Origin of the sequence: Pelotomaculum sp. FP, from assembly GCF_004369245.1 — a bacterium.
In the GTDB taxonomy this organism is placed as follows: domain Bacteria; phylum Bacillota; class Desulfotomaculia; order Desulfotomaculales; family Pelotomaculaceae; genus Pelotomaculum_C; species Pelotomaculum_C schinkii.
Genome location: NZ_QFGB01000071.1, coordinates 1 through 17,960, shown reverse-complemented (window position 1 = coordinate 17,960; position 17,960 = coordinate 1). Strand labels below are relative to the sequence as shown.

Sequence of the window (17,960 nt, the reverse complement as noted above, 5' to 3'; positions counted from 1 at the left end):
GGCATTTTGCATCACTTTTGGGAGAAGTGACTGAGGTTTATCAGGAGCCGGATACGAGGCCCGTAAGTCCGGTTCTGTGAGAGGGATAACGCCGCAGAAAATTACTGCGGCGCTACCCTACTCGATTACCTCTTATACATTTACCAACATTTAATCAGATGTTCCAAACTCCGTTGAATATATTTCCCCCGTTTGTTTCTTTCAATTCCATCTCAAATCGTGTATACAGGCCTAAAGAAAATTGGCGATTTTAAAAAATTTGCTGAGTATGTCATAACCTGGTAGCTTGCTGACATATCTTACGTTTAATCAAGCCATGCGGGGTGTTAAAAAAATATTAAGCCTTAATTATTTAACTCTTGCATAGTAGTCTTCCATGATGTCTATGCCATCATTATTTAACTCAGGAAACAGAAACGCTCTGTTTATTCCTATTGACTTTACCACGCTAATCCTAAAAACCCTTGTATAATGCTGGTTGCAAGCTATAAAGTGTATAGACTAATTTAATTGTCTGTTTCTGTCTAAAAACCATGTTTAATAAAATCTACTTTTGTACCGATATAAGACGTGAAAGGCTTGTGTTTAAACGATTTTCATGAAAATGGGTGTTTAGTTTATTCGTAAAACCCTTGGTTTCAATGAAACACCGCTTCTAACCCTTTCGGCCTGGAAAGCGGTGTTTGTCTTCAGTCTGTGTCGGGAATAATTATTCCCGACTTTTAATTGCTCGATCAACTCACATACTACTGATGTGCTGTTAGCATTTTATTTTGTCATAAAAAATCAGCACAAAATTCTGTAATTAAGACCTAAATTATCGTGGTTTACTCAAAACCGTGACACTGAAATTGCCAAATATTTCACATTATTATACAGCATATTTCAATTAAACGCAAGTATTAACGCGTAAAAAGGTGAAAAAAAACTATTTCTGTCATTTTTTTTGCGATACTTGAAAAATCCTTGAGCATCTTTTGCATAAACGCCGTCAAAAACGGCGTCAAATTAAGAATGAGGTGAAGATATGAGCAGACGAGGTGAAAACATTTATAAGCGCAAAGACGGGCGTTGGGAGGGACGCATATTAAAACCGGATGGAAAGTACTTCTATTTATATGGCAAGAGCTATCGTGAAGTGCGGGAAAAAAAGAAAAACCTAACCAATCATGAGGTGGTTGTGCAGAATTTAACAGTTGCAAAAACGAATGCCACAAATTTGTTCCAAAACTGGTTGAATAATCAATCCTCCGGACGCATCCGGCGTTCCACTTATGACAGCTATTACTGCTGTATTTGTAAATATGTAATTCCTTTTTTTCAGTTGGGTGAAGATCGGCTTTCGGAGCGCCGGGTTGGGGAATTTGTTCAGGCCGTAGCGCTCAATCAACAGCTTTCCTTTTCTTACAAAAGAAAACTAATAAGCATATTTAAAACGGCGGTAAGAGCAATTACGAAGGAAACTGGGATATCACTGCCGACAATCAATAATTTGCAGTTTGCCAAAAGGGCAAATATTCCTGTAGAAGTCTTTACTGCAAAAGAACAGATACGGATTGAACAGACCATATTGTCTTCCAATGATTTCCGTGCATACGGCATTCTACTTTGCTTTTATACCGGCATACGACTTGGGGAACTTTGTGCTCTGTGCTGGGAGAACATCGATCTGGAGTCCGGGGTTATGTCAATTACAGCCACAGCTGCACGTGTAAATAATTATGACCCGCAAGGTTATAAGACAATCATAGTAACAGGCTCACCAAAAAGTAGATACTCTGGCAGGAAAATCCCCATACCAGCTTTTATGACCGCCTTAATCAAAAATATCGCATCTGACGACAGGATCGAGACAAATTATGTTTTTTCTTCCACGAACAAGCCAACAGAACCAAGGACAATTCAGCGGTTGTACAAAAAGATACTCAAAAGTGCAAATGTAAATGAACGGAAATTTCATGTCATCCGGCATACCTTCGCAACTCGTGCATTGGAACTAGGCATAGACATCAAAACCCTAAGCGAAATATTAGGTCACTCAAGCGTTGTCATCACGTTAAATATTTATGCTCATTCGATGCTGGAACAAAAAAAGATTGCTATCCAAAAGATGAATTCCATGTATTTGTCACATCAAGTCACCGCAATTTGCGCCGTCAATGAAGCCGTCGATTAATGTCTGTAAGCCTTACCGGCACGGTTTTTTTTCGTCATGTGTCACGGTTTTGAGTAAACCACGACACTCTAAGTTATTCCAATTATAAAATTCCTTACGTTTATTATGATCAAAAGAAGGTTTTGCTATACAACCCCAGACACATACTTTTTTAAATTAATAAAATTGGGAGAGTTCAAAAAAACAAGAACTGCTAATTTGATCCGGATTATAAACAGCTAAAACCTGTGGTGACAATACGTCAAACACCCAATACCAGTTAATGACCCTCGGAAGGACGGGAGGATACAAGAATGGAACTTGTAAAAACAGGCGTTTTTTTATGTGTTGGGCTTGCTATAGGCTTTATAATTCCAAGCCTTGCCCAGAAAATGATCCAATATAAATGCACCAAGCGGCATCAAAATATCCCGGCATTTTATATGCTAAAGTGGCACGAACAGATACTTATGCTTCTAAGCGCAAGCCTGTTTGCGCTGGCCGGCTGGCAAATGCCTTTGGAGGAAGCCTTATTGGTGTGCGTCTTCGTCCTAATCGCCCTCACCGCCACGGTCATTGACACTCAGATCAGAATCATAGCCAATGAAATAGTGCTCCTGTTGCTGGCATTGGGCATAATCTACCGCATCATTGCTGGCGGCGCTTATTCCCTGTCGGGCTCATTGGGCGCTCTGGGATTTGTCGTTGTGATTTTTGGGGGAACAGCCTTGATTACCAAGCTCTTTATGAAAAACATCGGAATCGGCGCAGGCGATATAAAACTTGCCATGGCCATTGCAATCACCGTTGGCTATCCCGGAATCTTCAATTTCCTTGGCGGTATGGCTGTTGCCATAGGCGGATACTGCGTGGCAGGACTTCAGCTCGGTCTGTTAACGCCTAAAAGCACCTTTCCCATGTGCGGACATATTATGGCCGGCTTGTTAATTGCACTCTTTGTACCATATATTCCGCTATAAAAGTCAAAAAAGGGTGATGAATGTGATGTTTGAAATAAAGGAGGTCCCGTCGCACTTCGAAGAAGGACAGGCCATGGTGGAATACGCGCTGCTCCTGCTTGTGGTAGCTATCGCAGTTCTTTCTTTCGGTGGGGCAGCCGATAGGGTAATTGCAATATACCAATATATCTTAAAAGAAGTTAGTTCTGTGTTGAAGTAAACAACCAAGGCCAGCATGTTTTATAAATAATTCTATTTTAAGGAGGTAAAAAAAAATGGCTAAATTATGGAATCTGTTTCTTTCTGAAGAAAGTGGACAGGGCATGGTCGAATACGGCCTGATTGTTGCATTGATCGCTGTTATGGTGGTTGGGACATTGAAAATCATTGGTGAAGATTTGCTCGCTAAATTTAACACAATTTCAGATCATTTAAAATAGCATACCAGTTTAAGGTAGTAAGCGTGTTTTTCACATAACATCCGCTGGCCATGGTTGTTGCTTATAAAATCAATGGTGGATATCACAGAATCTATCAATGGTATCCACCCAAGATTTAATTTATAAATATTTTCGTACGTTTCCGATTAAAAAATGTAAAACAAAATGCTTTTTGTTCAGGCCGCTTGCAGCCTGTGTAGCGTGGAAAATATAAGTTGAAAGACTTTTATCGATATATCGGTTCATTTCAATCACAACGCGGCAGGGGAGGTATAAGCATTGAAAAAAATTCAGATTATCGCGGTGCTTTCCGCACTCATTATGTTTATCTGCGGATATCTTTTCCTTTCCTCGCAGGGGGGCGGAAATACGAGTAGCACAAAAGGCGGTCAAATTCCCGCTGTCGTAGCGACGCAGGATATTGCACCAGGCACTACGCTGACAAGTAAAATGCTTACTGTCAAACGCATTGCGGCCAACGAAGGTCAGACGAATTACTATACGGCAGTTGATGATGCGGTCGGAAGCGTCTGCATCTCTGATGTTTCTTCAGGTGAAGTTCTCACCACAGACCGGGTGCTAAAAGGGGATAATGCAACTTTCGGCTTGTCGGCGCTTTTGGAAAAGGGTAAGCGGGCAATTTCCATTGAAGTAGATACCGAACAAGGTGTGGCCAATAACCTGAAAGTGGGAAATTATGTAGATGTGGTCTTCACCGCTCAAATTGAAGCTGGCGAAATAAATGGGCTTACAGCCTCAGCAGGGATGATTTTGTCTAAAGTATGTGGTGAAAAAGAGCCTGCCAATGCACAGGTGATCCATGAAAACTTAGGCCAGTATTTTTCAGCGATTGCCCTTCAAAAAATCAAGGTTGTGGCGTTGGATGACACTTTTCATTCTGACAGAAACGCTGCCGTCAAAGACCAGCAATATAGCAGCGTTACACTGGAGGTAACCCCGGCTGAAGCGGCTAAAATTGCCCTTTTAAAAGATAACAAGGGGAAAATCCAGCTTGTCCTTCGTCCTCAGGATGATGAAAGCACGGTCAATGAATCTCGCGAATCTGTGCTGGAGCGGCATTCCAAGTAACCGGCGGCACAATTCGACAAGAGGAGGGATATCAGTGAAAATAAAGATTTTGCTTTTGGGAGCGCGACAAAACTGCGCACAGCTACAGATGAATTTGCAAGACGAGGATCTGGTTGTTGTCGGAACCGTTGTGGACGAAAATAGCGTGCTGGATGAAATCAAACGAACTTCGCCGGATCTGATTCTTATTTCCGACACCTCGCCTATGGCGCTACGTTCCTGCCAGCAGATTTATCTTCTCAGGCCGCGATCCATCCCTGTTGTTATTTCAGAAATAGATGATGCAGCATTGATTTTGACAATCATGCAGACAGGAGTGCATTACATACTCCCTTCCCGGATGGAGCCCCTTACTCTAATTTCCGAATTAAAAGGGATATTCAATAATGAGGCCAATCGCTTTCTGGCCTTGGAGAACACAGGAACTGCCTCTAATAAATCGAAGGTCATTATCGTTTTCGGAACCAAGGACGGTGTTGGTAAATCAACTCTGGCTATCAATATGGCTGTAAAACTGGCCCAGAAGAAGAATAAAGTTGTTGTTCTTGATTATAATTTTCAGTTTGGGGATGTTGGCGCGCTATTCGGAGTCGACGCCAAGAATACGATTCTGGAACTGATCCAGGAGCAAAGTAATCCGAATGCAGATATGATACGACAGTTTCTGTCTCTGCATATTTCAGGCGTCAATTTTTTGCCGTCGCCCAACAGCCCGGAATACTCGGATGCCATTTCCCCCATGCAGGCGGAAAGAATTATCGCCGCCCTGCGGGTCTATTATGACTATGTGATAGTGGATGTTTCCTCCGGGTTCAATGATATCACTGCCGCCTGCATCGACTGCGCGTCTATGATTCTTTTTGTTACAAATAAGGATATACCGGCTCTCCGAAACGTAAAAAAGGGGCTCTCAGTGATTCAAGCTCTGTCTGATCCAGACAAGATCAAGCTGATTATTGTCAGGGATGGCGACGAGACAATCAAGAACGGCGATGTCTCGCGCGTGTTGTCCTTTCCGGTCTGGCACAGTATTCCCAGTGAGGAAAAAGTAGCTGTAGCCGCTGCAAATCAAGGAAACCCCGTGGTTTTGGAATACCCTAAAAGCAAAATAAGCAAAGCAATTGCGGATATTACGGATAAAATAGATGACTCACCGGCATTGAATAACGGTGAAAAGCAGAAGAAGTCGGTGTTGTCGGTATTCCGCGGCAAAAGGGGAGGGAATAAAGCATGAATTGGGCTTCACGATTGGGAAAGATGAAAGATACCGGGGCACTCTCTCCCAAGTCGGGCAGCGAGAGCTACATTGACATAGTGCCCCGCAAGGATAAGTACGAACCGCTCAAGGAAGCCGTCCATAGAGAAGTAGTCAACGAGTACAACACCATACTTACGGAAAGCGGATCCGGAGACGATTCCTCCATTGATATGATGGATATTATCCACAAATTGATTGCGCGCCAAGAGCAAACACTGACAAGACTGGAAGAATCCAAAATAGCGCAGGAAATTTATGATGACGTCATGGGTTTGGGCCCACTGGAGCCATTTTTGAGGGACAGCAGCATTTCTGAAATCATGGTGAACGGGCCTAATCAGATTTACATTGAGCGCTTTGGCAAGATGGAGCTAACGGGTTCACGGTTCCGGGATAATGCGCATGTGCTGAACGTTATTAACCGTATCGTTTCCTCGGTTGGACGTCGTTGTGACGAATCCAACCCTATGGTGGACGCGCGCTTAGCCGACGGCTCCCGTGTTAACGCCGTTATCCCGCCTATTGCTCTAAAAGGGCCTACCATTACTATTCGAAAATTTTCGGCTACCCCGCTGAAGATCGGAGATTTGATCAGATATAACACTCTTTCGCCCCAGATGGCCAGTTTTTTAGAGGCCTGTGTAAAAGGCCGCTGCAATACTGTGGTATCGGGGGGAACCGGATCAGGCAAGACTACCCTCTTGAATATTTTATCCGGATATATTTCGGATCAGGAGCGCATTGTTACGATAGAAGATGCTGCTGAACTTCAGCTGGAACAAAATCATGTTGTAACTCTGGAAGGGCGTCCAAGCAATATCGAAGGCAAAGGTGTCGTTTCTATCCGTGACTTGGTGCGCAATGCGCTTCGCATGAGGCCGGATCGGATTATCGTCGGTGAGGTTCGTTCAGGTGAAACGCTGGACATGCTGCAAGCAATGAATACCGGCCATGAAGGTTCACTTACGACTGTGCATGCCAACTCGCCGCGGGATGTGGTGTCCCGTATGGAGACGATGGTGATGATGTCAGGTATGGAACTGCCGGTCAGGGCGATTCGGGAACAAATCTCCTCAGCCATTGATTTAGTGGTGCATCAGTCCAGATTACGGGAAGGAAGCAGAAAAATTGTCAATATCTCGGAAATCGTTGGAATGGAGGGCGATACCGTAACCATACAGGACATTTTTATATTTAAGCCTAATGGAGTGGATAGTGCCGGAAAAGTGGCAGGTCAGTTTGTACCAACCGGCATCCATCCTAAAATTGTTGAAAAAATACGGAATAATGGAGTACTTTGCAAAGATGACTGGTTCTTCCAGGGAAGGTGAAAGCTATGCTATGGCTGTTTCTGATTTCAATTGCCGTTTTTACATACTGTCTGGTTCAGATTTTATTTAATAAAAAAAGACTGCGCGTGGAAAAGCGTCTTGATGAAATAAAGCAGGATAAGTATACGGCTGAAAAGCAAAGTGGGGAGCCCAAGTTGAAGGGGCGTACGCGGCTTGATTTTCTACATATCTCACAAAGTATGAAGAATGATATTCTTCTCTCCGGCATCAAAATGCGCCCGGAGGAATTTGTGTTGTTTTGGATACTGATCATTTTCGGGCCTGCCGCTTTGAGCATTACTGTTTCACCAAGCCTGCTGCGAGCCTTTATTTTGATTCTGGTTGGAACATTTGCCATGCCTATTTATCTGAAAATGGCAGTCAATAAACGCCAAGCCCTGTTTGAACGACAACTGGGAGACGCCCTGATGGTGATTTCAAACGGACTGCGAGCTGGTTTTTCCTTCCCGCAGGCCTTAGATAATGTTGCAAAGGATTTAGCGGATCCTATCAGAGCGGAGTTGCGGTCTGTTTGCCGTGAAATTCAGCTTGGCGGCGGCATCGAAACCGCCCTTACCAAGGTTGCCACGCGAATGAACAGCGGTGATATGAAGCTATTGACCACATCCGTTGTCGTCCAGCAACAGGTTGGCGGAAATCTTGCGGAAATTCTTGATACGATTTCACAAACTATTCGGGAGCGGTTGTCAATTAGGCGGTCGGTCAGAACGCTGACGGCGCAGGGACGCATATCGGGAAAAATTATTGGATTTCTTCCTATTGCACTGCTGATTATCCTTTCTATACTTAACCCCACTTATATGCAGCCTTTTTTCACGACGACATATGGACACATCATGCTGTTTATCGGCGCAGTAATGGAATGTATCGGTTTCCTGGTAATACGTAAAATTGTTGATTTGAAATTTTAATGAAATAAGAAGATCCTGGATGATTATAAAAAATAACCTTTAAAATGGTGAGCAAGCTAAGATGAATAATGAGGTTAAAGTTGAAATTAAAAAACTCTATAAAGAGATAATGGATGATTGGCTGCTGCAGGTTAATTATTTTATAGAAGTTGGCTCAATGAACCCTTTGCAGGCTGAACAAAAGGCGCTGCAAAAGTACAGAAGCTGGGCCAAACAACTTGAAATCCTGCTGAAAGAAGATTAAAGCCCTTTGTACAAGGAGGGGGTTGAAATGAAATATGTGTTCGCGTTAAGCTGTGGGGTTTTCTTCTACTGTGTGGTGTATATGTGCCTGAGCATGCGGTTTTCAAAAAAGATTGTCTTAGAACAGCGGCTGCGAAATACTGCCAAACTAAACCACCCGAATACAAAAGATGAGGAACTGGACACACCGTTTAGCGAGCGTATGTTGAAGCCGGTTCTAAACCGCCTGTTAAATCTGTTTTCTATGTTTATCCCGCAGAACAGCGCCGCTCAGGACAAGCTGACGCAGCAGCTTATGCTGGCTGGAATCCGCATGAGCGCCCAAAATTACAGCGCTGCGGTACTTCTCTTCACCGTCACCTGCGTTATCGTGTTCGCCCTATACGGACAGATAATGAGCCATAGCATTTTGACGTTTGTTCTGTTTGGGCTTTTAGGTCTTGGCACGGGACTGGTTATGAGTCGGTTCCATCTAAAAAGTAAAATAACCGGGCGTCAAAACGAAATCTACCATCAACTGCCGGATACCTTGGACTTGTTAAGCGTCAGTGTTTCCGCCGGTTTGGGTTTTGATCAGGCACTGGCCTATGTGGTCAAAAAAAGTCAAGGTGCGTTGATTCGTGAATTGGATACTGCGCAACGTGAAATTTCTTTGGGCCGTTCCAGAAAAGAAGCGCTGGAGCGGCTGGCAGACAGATGCGACAGTCTGGAGATCCATACCTTTGTCAGTGCTGTGCTTCAGGCCGATGAAATGGGCTCTTCCATGCAGAATATATTGCAGATACAGGCCTCCGCCATCCGGGAGGCACATAAACAAAATGTGGAGGAAAAAGCGCAGAAGCTATCTGTGAAAATGTTGATTCCGCTGGTGCTGTTCATTTTCCCGGTGATGTTTATTGTCCTGCTGGGACCTGCAGTCCCTTCTGTTATTGAAGCATTAGGAGGTAATTGATGAGATGTATCTGTACGAAAACAGCAGCCGATTTCAAGTAAAGGTTGAATGGGTGGACACCTTTGTCAAGCGGCTGAAAGGACTGATGTTCAGATCCGCCCTCCCTCCTGATCAGGGACTTATGTTATTTCCCTGCCACAGTATCCATACCTGTTTTATGCGTTTTCCCATTGATACTGTTTATCTGGACAGCTGTTTCACTGTGTTGGGAAAAGAAACCGTTGTTCCCTGGCGCGTCGGCAAACATGTAAAGGGAACTAAAATGATTTTAGAAACTGCGGCAGGCGCCACCGCACAACTTGAGATTGGTATGCGTCTTACTGTAGGGATAGATCCGGATGGGCCTCCTTGACCGCTGGGCCTTATAAATGAGATATGCACCAGAACACTTTGTCAAATGAGAAGATGAAGTTAGCTTTATTGGCGATATGGCACGTCTTAACGCCCCATATCCTGTGCAGGGAAAGGATATTACAATGAGCAGCAATCAAGATAGTTACTCAATCGGCTATAACCGCATGCCCAACCCAGGCAGTATAGGCGTCAACCAGGAAAACACGGACTTTAACGCTCTTTTTGAAAGGAGTCTGCAGTCTGAACTGGACTCTAAGCTCCGCAACTCGGTTGTCGGCGGATACTCCAAAAAAAGTGTTGAGAATTTCGTTTCAGAAATGAGGGATAACCTGCAGCAAATCAAAACGCAGCTGGAACGGCAGGTTCAGGATTTGGCAGCCGAGAAAGCCAGTGTTTCTCAGGAATGCTCCGTTTTGCGAAGCCAACTGAAAGCGGCGGAAGAGAATCTGGCGGAGTCGCGGAATCAAATCGTAAGTCAGCAGTACCGCGATGAAACTCAATGTGCCAGTGAGCAGGAGTTGCAGTACTACCGCTTAGAAAATGAACGTTTGAGAGGTATGCTGTTAGATTACCAGCAGGTTAAGGAGCAAAAGGAAAAGTATGAGGAACTGTTGGCACAAAAGGAACAGGAAATCGCGCAATTGAACGAGACACTCGCCGAATACAGGCGGTCCTATGACGAACTAAAAGAAAGGACCGAACAGCTGGAAAAATCACTCGACAGTTCTTCACGCGGATCGTCCGAAGAAAAAATGACTGAACTTAAACGGCAAAAGGACGAAATCATGGCAAAATACCAAGCGCTTTTGCAACACATGGAAAAGACCAACCAGCAGTTTGAGCAAAAAAAGCAGCATTTGGACGAGACACAAACACAACTGGAACAAGAGAAGCAGTATTTAACAGACGCCCGTGCGCAGCTGGAACGGGAAAAACAACATCTAACGGAAACACAAGCCCAATTGAAGACGGATATTCAGAAAAACCGTACGCTTGGTCAACAATTGGAAAATGACCAGCAATCTGTCCGACAGAAAGAGGATGGGATAAGCGGGCATATGGCAGCGAAGGTAAGGACAATCGATGCTCTCCGGCGGAAACAGGAGGAATCTCAATGTGAAAGCGGCGATTTGGAAAAGAAAATTGAGACGCTGTACCTGCACTACGCTCATTCTGTGGATAAAATCAAACAACAGGAAAAGATCATTTCCGAAAAAGACCTGCTTTTGGAGCATTATCAGCAGCAGGAAAAAGATAATATCCTGATTCGGCAGGAAAATGAAAATGCGAAAAAAATTATTTCATCTTTGAGGAAATCGCTGGAGCAGATTATGGCGCATATGGATGCGCAATCGGAAGGAATCAACCTCTATGTGACGCACAGTCTCCAGGAACGCGATGCGCTGAAAGCCGCTGTCAGCGAACGAACTGCCCTGCAGCTGAGGAATATTGAGTTAATGGAGCAGCAGAGTTGCCTGTCAGTAAAGATGGAGGAACTGGAAGCAAAAATCACACAATTGGAGGAAGCCCTGAAGCAGCAAAATAGTGCTAAAAGAATCATCCCCTTAGGTGATAGCAGCGACGGGCACAAAACGGAGGATTCTGCGGAGTTAAACTTAGATATCAGCAGAGATGCTTACCAAAAGGCCAGGGAACTCTTCCGTAAGATCGACAGGTACAACAGTTCCTTTGAAGACAAGACAAAAGCCGCCGACATTTCATAAACAGCATGTTGGCATACAAAACACCGTCAATATTTCATAATAAGGAGGGACGGATGGTGAAAAGGATATTGCAGAATTGGCGAAAGGCCGAAAAAGGGCAATCACTTGTGGAGTTTGCCATCATTCTTCCCCTTTTGGTCTTGTTGTTGACACTTCCTGTGGATTATTTCTGCTACATAAAAACAAAAATGATTTTGAGCAGTGCCGCAAGTGAAAGTATCGGACAGTTGAATTATGCCTCTGTTTCTTCCGGCAATGCTGAAAATGACATCAAAAAGACGATGGAGGACTATTGTGGCGACCGTTTGGTTACTGACAAAGTTTATATTTCCTTCAATAAGAAAAACCAGGAAAAAAAAGACTACACCTACTATGTATATTCCAGCGCACTGGCGGACAAGCCTGATTATGGGGATAAATTTGAAAAGCGGGCGAGCAACTATCAGTGCATGGAGGTTCAAGTGCAATTTTCCTACGAAATGTCTCCGGTAACTTATTGGGGTGTATCGTTCTTAGGCGATCCATTTTACGTGATAACGCCTGTCTACAAGCGGAATATTTATGTTGACGGATATACGCCATGACTGTGCTAAAAGTTTTCGAGGAGGCGGGGCATGCTTAAATTAATCAATTGGAAAAAACAAAGCGATTCAGGTCAAGCAGCCGTTGAGTTTGCTTTGACCTTATGGCTCTTTTTACTGATGGCATTTTTCATCATTGACTTTGGTTGGACTTCCTACCAAAGGGCTTCGTTTGAATATGGATACATGCACTCAAGTTGGTCCTTATCGGCGGCTGACCTCGGAGATACGGATGCTCTGGAGGAAGTCCCTTCCGAAGCTGAATATACAGGCAATACGGTCTCTGATGTCCTGCGTGACGAACTCATCAAGAGTTCACTGGGTATTATTGGGGCTAATGTGAACATTAGCAATGCCAAAGCGAAACTGTATAACGAGCCGTATACCTATAATGTCCCGGGCAGAACTTCCGGGGACTCTGTTGAGGCAACCAGCCGGACGCGTTATATGGATTTAACCGCTGATTTCTCGTATGTCATCCATCCCCTTACACCCATCGGAAGTATGGTTTTTAGAAATGACATTACTGTTGAAAAAAAACTGACGTGCAGACGGGTTGTGAAGACGCAGAACAGATCGGAATAACTGGAAGATACGAAGGTGAGAATATCATGAAACATAAAACGCTATGTTTTTTCAAAAAAGAAAGCGGGGACACTATCGTTTTATTTGCAGGAATGTTTGTCGTGCTGATTTTTTTCATCGGCTTATCCTTAGACATCGGCATGATTTATCTACAGCGAAATTCCATGCAGAACCTATGCCAGCTGATCCGGGAGAACCGGTTCACTTATCAGGATACGATCCGGTTTGCCGACAACCCGGGGGAGGCTAGCTATAATATTATCGATGATGCAATGAGGGATAACGGCTTTGACGGTACTGTAAAGGTCTATTTTAAGGAAGAACAACCAGTATCCAATTATCGAGATTATCGCATTCGCACGCAGCTCAGTGAGGAATACTCGTTTACATTCGCCAGGATATTCGGGCTGACTACGACAACCATCACAGTTTTCCTGGATGGACGCGAAACCTATGGAGAAGGTGGGGACGATGTGGTCTGGCATCCTCCCATTCAAGTTACAGAATACAACGGTTCCTATACAAGCAAATCCGGCGGTGGATATGTATACAACAACCATGATTTCCCGACGAACTGGGATGTGTGATGTGATAGTAAAATTTTTCGAGGTGATCAACAATGCGCAAACGATACGTCAGTTTGGCTTTCTGCATTTGCTTGCTGACCGGCATTTTAACAGGTTGCAGCATTCCTTTTTTAGCCAACAATACGGAAAAAGAACGAACTCTGGTTTTCAGCCATTGGGATGTGAAAAATCAGAAGGTCTATGAAGCGCTGGCCCAGGAATATATGAAGGAACATAAAGGACTGACAATTGAGGTTCAAGTCGTTCCGCGAGAAGAATATACGGATGTCTGGCTGCAAGGCGTCTCGAAAAAAAACATAGCGGATGTATTTGCAGTACCTGTGGATGAAGACTTTCAGGCTTTTAGCGACAGCGGCAAACTTTTAGATCTGGGCAAGGTACTGCCGGATGACTACAACCGTTCCCTCCTGCAAATCGGCACCAGAGACGGCCATGTCCGGGCGGTTCCCGTAACAGGCAGCGTCCCCGTTGTTTTTTACAATAAAACGTTCTTTAAAAAATGTAGATTGGTGCTACCCCAGACGATTTCTGATTTTGTGGTAAATTGCTCAATTTTAAAACAAAACGGCATCACACCGTTTGCCATGTCCAAGGATGAAAGCGGTTTTTGGGATACTGCGGATTTTGTCGAGGGAATTTTGGCAAACGGCCCCTGCGATACCGGTCTGATGTCTAACGGGGAATTTTTTGACAAAAACACAAAATTGGATTCTGGATTTTATGATGTAGTCGGCCTTGCTTTTGAGTTGAAGATGTCAGACTTGATGGTTAAGAAAGAGGAAAGCGTACAAGGTCATCAGAAGCTGCTGGAGCAGTTTGTAAACGGAGCCTGTGCTATGTTCCCCGGTAACTCGGATGACATCCGGAAGCTGCGGGAACTTGACGGTAATTTTAATTTCGGTTTTTTTCCCATGCCAGGCTCAAAGAGTTCTTGTGCCGGTGTATTTAAAGCCGACATGATGCTGGGGATCTCCAAAAAATCGAAAGTAGTCTCCGATGCAAAAGGGTTCGTCAACTATCTGCTCTCCGCGGAAGGACAAAAACTCATTTGTAGTGGAGTAAGCAGAATCCCGGCAACAAACCATGCGGTTATTTCAAATCCTGATTTGGCGGCTGCACGGGCACTTTTAGATACCGCGGATGGAATGTACCCCTCCCTGTTCCAGAGGATATCATATGATAAAAGAGCAATTTGCGTTGAAAAATTGGATCTTGCGTTTTCCGGCTCATATGGTGTTTTAGAATACTATATGCTTGATTGGACAACAAAGTTAAAAGCAGTTCAGTGAATTAGATGCAATATTGACTTTCCCACCCGGAAAAGGAGATGAATTTGATGAACAAATACCTGAGGAACCTCATTGTCGCTCTTGTCTTTTCTATGGCTTGTGCTGTAGTGTTTGCCCCTTCGGCATTTGCGCTTGGTGAGAATATGAATTTGACCGTTACAACAGTGATTGATAATGCGGCTGAATATCCTGCGCAATGTGCCAACCTTTCGTCAAAATATTCGGCTGTACGGATATATCGGATGAAATATTCAGCCACTTACGCTAACATACCCACCGAATCCAGCAGCAAGGTGTTTGATATTGTAAACAATCAGACAACCACTATTAATTACAGCGATTATTCTTCTGCAACATGTGATGCCTTTTGGTTTGAGGCCAATGAATATACGGATCAGCATTTAAGCCTTCGCTCTGTGGAATATACAGACGCAGACAACCTAAAAGCATATACCTACAATCCGACCGGATCACCCAATCCCTATTCGGTTGAACCCTTTAACTGGGTTGAAGTCATTGACAGCAGCAAAAGAGCAGCCAGCGTAACACTGCATTTCCAGTACAACACGGACATTGGGAGTGTAGAGCCGGATCCGGACCCCGAGCCGGAATACAGCAAGAAAATAGATTATCTGGGCGATGGCGTTACCAATCCAGACACAACAGTCAATGGTAAAAATGATTACCGGCTGTACCTTGATGTTACGACACAACAGGCTGCTTCAGACAACAAAGCAGATATCATTTTTGTTCTGGATGTGAGCGGCTCGATGGCATACAATTTAGGATCCGGTCAATCAAGAATATCTGTATTGAAATCCACGATGATCAATGCAATCAAAAATTTAACCCAAAATCCATATAACCGTATTTCTATTATTAAGTTTTCAAGTAATTCGGAGGTTGTAATTTCCAATAGCACAGATCGGGACCAACTTATCAGCAGTGTTCAAGGACTAACGGCTGCTGGGGGTACGAACTACTACGAATCGTTGCTGGACGCGGTCTCAGAAATCAATACCATGACTGGCAGCGATACGGAAAATCGAGAAAAGGTCGTTATCTTTATTACAGATGGAGCACCAACATTTGCCTCACCGGCCGCCGTAACCTCATCGAATAACACTTTCGCGGGCATGATCTATGCTTGTCAGGCTGTACGACAGATCAGCATTGTTGACAAATTCTATTCAATTTTTATTGGAGATAACACGGGAAGCGCTTCTACGCTGCAAACAATTACACAGATGGTCAATGTCAGGAAAGAAAAATATATGGTTCAGGCTAACAGCGCGGAGCAAGTGTCAAATACATTCAAACGTTTTATGTCTAAAATGAGTAATTCCCTCTACAACGTTAAAATTTCAGATATACTCTCCCAATATGTTTCTTATACCGGAGGAATGAAGGTAACGCGGGTCACTGGAAGTGGTGAGCCCGTCACTCTGACCTTAGGGATCGATTATTCTGTTAGTGCCGAGAGCGGCCTTGCCATACAGTTGTTTCAAACAACAACGCCGGAAAGCAGGTACACGGTGTCATTTAATGTGCGAAGCAGTGATGAGGCACTTGATTACTATGACTTAAATCAAAGCTATCCAAATGTTGGTGACGCAGACACAGATTACCCGGGCAATGCCACCAGCTCCGGACAGCCGGGCTTTTATTCTAATACTTCTGCCGCTTTGAGCTATTCTTTCGGTGGAAACGGGGCTACGCAAAAGGTCTATGATAAACCGGTCGTGCAGGTTGTGGAACCTGATGCCGTTCCCGTTGAAATTCAGGTAAGAAAAACCCTGACCGGCAAGGATTTGGAGGCGGGAATGTTCTCCTTTGAACTGACAGAGGTGACTGAGCAAGGGGATGTTATAATTGGGACAGTTGCCAATAATGCTGAAGGGTTTATTACATTCAATTCACTCAGTTTGAATAAGCCAGGCACATATACCTACAAAATCAAGGAAGTGATGCCCTCGACCCCTCAGCCGGGAATGAGCTATGACACGAAAACAATCCAGGTAATTGTGGTAGTAACGAGATCCAATGATGATTTAGTGGCGGAAGTAAGTTATGATCCCTCTGCAGCAGTATTCATCAACTCTTATATACCGCAGCCGGTCTATGTAACTTTGAAGGCCAAAAAGGAACTGGCAGGGCAGGCACTGACAGCGGGGATGTTTAATTTCAGCCTGTTTGAAGGCTCCGTATCTGTAGAGACGGTACCGAACAATGCGTCGGGCAATATCCAATTTTCGCCGCTCAAATTTGAAAAGACTGGCGATTATACCTATACGATACGGGAATCCGTTCCGATTCCGGCTAATGCCAACATTATATATGATTATAAAATTATCACCGCCCAAATTACCGTCACGGATGATAATGGTTTTTTGAAGGCAAGCGTCCAATATACACCTGACGAACCCTTCCGTAACAAAATTTATTCCCCGTTGGATGCAACCATCGAACTGAAAAAGGTTCTTACGGGTATGCAATTAACTGCCGGGATGTTTCAGTTTGAACTAAAGGATGAGGCAGGCTCAACCATAAAGGACACCACCAATCTGGCGGATGGAACAATTCCTTTCAATTTAACTTATACAACTCCGGGCGACCATATTTACACCATCCAAGAGGTCGATCCATCATCCCCCAATTACCGTGGCAGCATTCCTGAAAACATCAGTAAACATATGACCTGTGACGAAAAAACAATCAAGGTAACGGTTCAAGTAAATGATGATGGTTCAGGAAAACTTGTCCCCACGGTTAAGTATCCTGAAGATCCGACCTTCTATAACAGTTATAAGGTACGTGGCGGCATTTGGTAGCCATACGTTACTTTGGGAAGCGATGGAGATAAACTGGATGCGAAAACCTTGAGTAGGTAAAAAAGATATTGGAAATGATTAAATCATATTGAGTCAAATTTCAAAAAAGCCGCGGGCAATGGTGTGATGAACACCGTTATCTGCGGTTTTTGTATGTCATAAAAATTGTTCAATTGATATAAATCTCTTGATATTATTTCCCAAAAAGCGGCGGGAGATGTTATGATTGCAGCTTCAAAGGTGAATACGGATACTCTCAGCGAAGAGGCAAAACAAGTGGTTGGCGACAGGCCGGTGTTTAACTTAATAACGGGTCATATTCCAGAAATCGCTGAACTTTTTATCAATGCTTGTTTTCGGAAATGGTTTGGATTCATCCCGTCCCGGGAAGTATATTGACGTGCCGGAAAAGCCTTAGTGCCAGGGGTGAGTACCAAGTACCAGGGTAGTGTCAGTCAGGGGGACGGTTCTTGTGGCAATATGGTGGCTATATCGTCAGCAACATGAAGATCGGTATAATCCCAGAGGCTGTATTTTCAACTGTGTAAATGGGAATAATCTCCAATATAAAACAAAAAGGAGAAATGACCATGACACAGTTAAACGAAAAGGAAATGCAGCTTGCAGCTCTGATTAGCGAAGAGTGTGCG

General features: G+C 44.0%; 18 protein-coding genes. All 18 read left to right on the top strand.

Going from position 1 to position 17,960, the window contains the following annotated elements:
* Nucleotides 1-1,027 precede the first annotated feature (1,027 nt).
* Nucleotides 1,028-2,176, top strand: a complete 1,149-nt coding sequence (locus Psfp_RS18800; protein WP_134220055.1) for a site-specific integrase — start codon at nucleotides 1,028-1,030, stop codon at nucleotides 2,174-2,176.
* A 293-nt stretch (nucleotides 2,177-2,469) separates the two neighbouring features.
* Entirely contained in the window at nucleotides 2,470-3,135 is a 666-nt protein-coding gene (locus Psfp_RS18795; protein WP_134220054.1) for a prepilin peptidase, read from the top strand.
* A 25-nt stretch (nucleotides 3,136-3,160) separates the two neighbouring features.
* Nucleotides 3,161-3,334, top strand: a complete 174-nt coding sequence (locus Psfp_RS21860) for a hypothetical protein (protein ID WP_192895534.1) — start codon at nucleotides 3,161-3,163, stop codon at nucleotides 3,332-3,334.
* Between the two features lie 55 nt (nucleotides 3,335-3,389).
* The gene (locus Psfp_RS18790; RefSeq protein ID WP_134220053.1) at nucleotides 3,390-3,554 is read left to right on the top strand and encodes a Flp family type IVb pilin; all 165 of its coding nucleotides are present in this window, start codon (nucleotides 3,390-3,392) and stop codon (nucleotides 3,552-3,554) included.
* Between the two features lie 279 nt (nucleotides 3,555-3,833).
* Entirely contained in the window at nucleotides 3,834-4,643 is an 810-nt protein-coding gene (gene cpaB, locus Psfp_RS18785) for a Flp pilus assembly protein CpaB (RefSeq protein WP_134220052.1), read from the top strand.
* Nucleotides 4,644-4,677: 34 nt separating this feature from the next.
* Entirely contained in the window at nucleotides 4,678-5,877 is a 1,200-nt protein-coding gene (locus Psfp_RS18780) for a P-loop NTPase (protein ID WP_192895533.1), read from the top strand.
* Nucleotides 5,874-7,232: a CpaF family protein gene (locus tag Psfp_RS18775; RefSeq protein WP_134220050.1), complete on the top strand. Its 1,359-nt coding sequence runs from the start codon at nucleotides 5,874-5,876 to the stop codon at nucleotides 7,230-7,232. The genes Psfp_RS18780 and Psfp_RS18775 overlap by 4 nt, the downstream gene beginning before the upstream one ends.
* 5 nt (nucleotides 7,233-7,237) lie before the next feature.
* Nucleotides 7,238-8,164 (top strand): type II secretion system F family protein, encoded by a 927-nt coding sequence (locus Psfp_RS18770; protein WP_134220049.1) that lies wholly within the window; start codon nucleotides 7,238-7,240, stop codon nucleotides 8,162-8,164.
* Nucleotides 8,165-8,225: 61 nt separating this feature from the next.
* Nucleotides 8,226-8,408 (top strand): hypothetical protein, encoded by a 183-nt coding sequence (locus Psfp_RS18765; RefSeq protein WP_134220048.1) that lies wholly within the window; start codon nucleotides 8,226-8,228, stop codon nucleotides 8,406-8,408.
* A 27-nt stretch (nucleotides 8,409-8,435) separates the two neighbouring features.
* Nucleotides 8,436-9,359, top strand: a complete 924-nt coding sequence (locus Psfp_RS18760; RefSeq protein ID WP_134220047.1) for a type II secretion system F family protein — start codon at nucleotides 8,436-8,438, stop codon at nucleotides 9,357-9,359.
* Between the two features lie 4 nt (nucleotides 9,360-9,363).
* Nucleotides 9,364-9,711, top strand: a complete 348-nt coding sequence (locus Psfp_RS18755; protein ID WP_134220046.1) for a DUF192 domain-containing protein — start codon at nucleotides 9,364-9,366, stop codon at nucleotides 9,709-9,711.
* 76 nt (nucleotides 9,712-9,787) lie between these two features.
* Nucleotides 9,788-11,437, top strand: coding sequence for a hypothetical protein (locus Psfp_RS18750; RefSeq protein WP_153189564.1), 1,650 nt, complete (start codon nucleotides 9,788-9,790; stop codon nucleotides 11,435-11,437).
* A 53-nt stretch (nucleotides 11,438-11,490) separates the two neighbouring features.
* Nucleotides 11,491-12,021 carry a TadE/TadG family type IV pilus assembly protein gene (locus Psfp_RS18745; protein ID WP_134220044.1) on the top strand — a complete coding sequence of 177 codons (531 nt, stop codon included), beginning with the start codon at nucleotides 11,491-11,493 and terminating at the stop codon, nucleotides 12,019-12,021.
* Between the two features lie 30 nt (nucleotides 12,022-12,051).
* Entirely contained in the window at nucleotides 12,052-12,603 is a 552-nt protein-coding gene (locus Psfp_RS18740; protein WP_134220043.1) for a TadE/TadG family type IV pilus assembly protein, read from the top strand.
* 26 nt (nucleotides 12,604-12,629) lie between these two features.
* Nucleotides 12,630-13,190 (top strand): Tad domain-containing protein, encoded by a 561-nt coding sequence (locus Psfp_RS18735; RefSeq protein ID WP_134220042.1) that lies wholly within the window; start codon nucleotides 12,630-12,632, stop codon nucleotides 13,188-13,190.
* A 32-nt stretch (nucleotides 13,191-13,222) separates the two neighbouring features.
* On the top strand, nucleotides 13,223-14,479 hold the full coding sequence (locus Psfp_RS18730; RefSeq protein WP_134220041.1) for an extracellular solute-binding protein: 1,257 nt from the start codon (nucleotides 13,223-13,225) through the stop codon (nucleotides 14,477-14,479).
* A gap of 47 nt (nucleotides 14,480-14,526) precedes the next feature.
* Nucleotides 14,527-17,310: an FctA domain-containing protein gene (locus Psfp_RS18725; protein ID WP_205079630.1), complete on the top strand. Its 2,784-nt coding sequence runs from the start codon at nucleotides 14,527-14,529 to the stop codon at nucleotides 17,308-17,310.
* Nucleotides 17,311-17,532: 222 nt separating this feature from the next.
* The gene (locus tag Psfp_RS21855) at nucleotides 17,533-17,709 is read left to right on the top strand and encodes a hypothetical protein (protein ID WP_192895532.1); all 177 of its coding nucleotides are present in this window, start codon (nucleotides 17,533-17,535) and stop codon (nucleotides 17,707-17,709) included.
* Nucleotides 17,710-17,960 lie beyond the last annotated feature (251 nt).

Bases quoted from the DNA above. Each gene is read 5' to 3' on its own strand.
- Psfp_RS18755 (WP_134220046.1), top strand. From the start codon at position 9,364: ATGTATCTGTACGAAAACAGCAGCCGATTTCAAGTAAAGGTTGAATGG.
- Psfp_RS18730 (WP_134220041.1), top strand. From the start codon at position 13,223: ATGCGCAAACGATACGTCAGTTTGGCTTTCTGCATTTGCTTGCTGACC.
- Psfp_RS18750 (WP_153189564.1), top strand. From the start codon at position 9,788: ATGGCACGTCTTAACGCCCCATATCCTGTGCAGGGAAAGGATATTACA.
- Psfp_RS18735 (WP_134220042.1), top strand. From the start codon at position 12,630: ATGAAACATAAAACGCTATGTTTTTTCAAAAAAGAAAGCGGGGACACT.
- Psfp_RS18775 (WP_134220050.1), top strand. From the start codon at position 5,874: ATGAATTGGGCTTCACGATTGGGAAAGATGAAAGATACCGGGGCACTC.
- Psfp_RS21860 (WP_192895534.1), top strand. From the start codon at position 3,161: ATGTTTGAAATAAAGGAGGTCCCGTCGCACTTCGAAGAAGGACAGGCC.
- Psfp_RS18760 (WP_134220047.1), top strand. From the start codon at position 8,436: ATGAAATATGTGTTCGCGTTAAGCTGTGGGGTTTTCTTCTACTGTGTG.
- Psfp_RS18790 (WP_134220053.1), top strand. From the start codon at position 3,390: ATGGCTAAATTATGGAATCTGTTTCTTTCTGAAGAAAGTGGACAGGGC.
- Psfp_RS18765 (WP_134220048.1), top strand. From the start codon at position 8,226: ATGAATAATGAGGTTAAAGTTGAAATTAAAAAACTCTATAAAGAGATA.
- Psfp_RS18740 (WP_134220043.1), top strand. From the start codon at position 12,052: ATGCTTAAATTAATCAATTGGAAAAAACAAAGCGATTCAGGTCAAGCA.
- Psfp_RS18800 (WP_134220055.1), top strand. From the start codon at position 1,028: ATGAGCAGACGAGGTGAAAACATTTATAAGCGCAAAGACGGGCGTTGG.
- Psfp_RS18770 (WP_134220049.1), top strand. From the start codon at position 7,238: ATGCTATGGCTGTTTCTGATTTCAATTGCCGTTTTTACATACTGTCTG.
- Psfp_RS18795 (WP_134220054.1), top strand. From the start codon at position 2,470: ATGGAACTTGTAAAAACAGGCGTTTTTTTATGTGTTGGGCTTGCTATA.
- Psfp_RS21855 (WP_192895532.1), top strand. From the start codon at position 17,533: ATGATTGCAGCTTCAAAGGTGAATACGGATACTCTCAGCGAAGAGGCA.
- Psfp_RS18745 (WP_134220044.1), top strand. From the start codon at position 11,491: ATGGTGAAAAGGATATTGCAGAATTGGCGAAAGGCCGAAAAAGGGCAA.
- Psfp_RS18725 (WP_205079630.1), top strand. From the start codon at position 14,527: ATGAACAAATACCTGAGGAACCTCATTGTCGCTCTTGTCTTTTCTATG.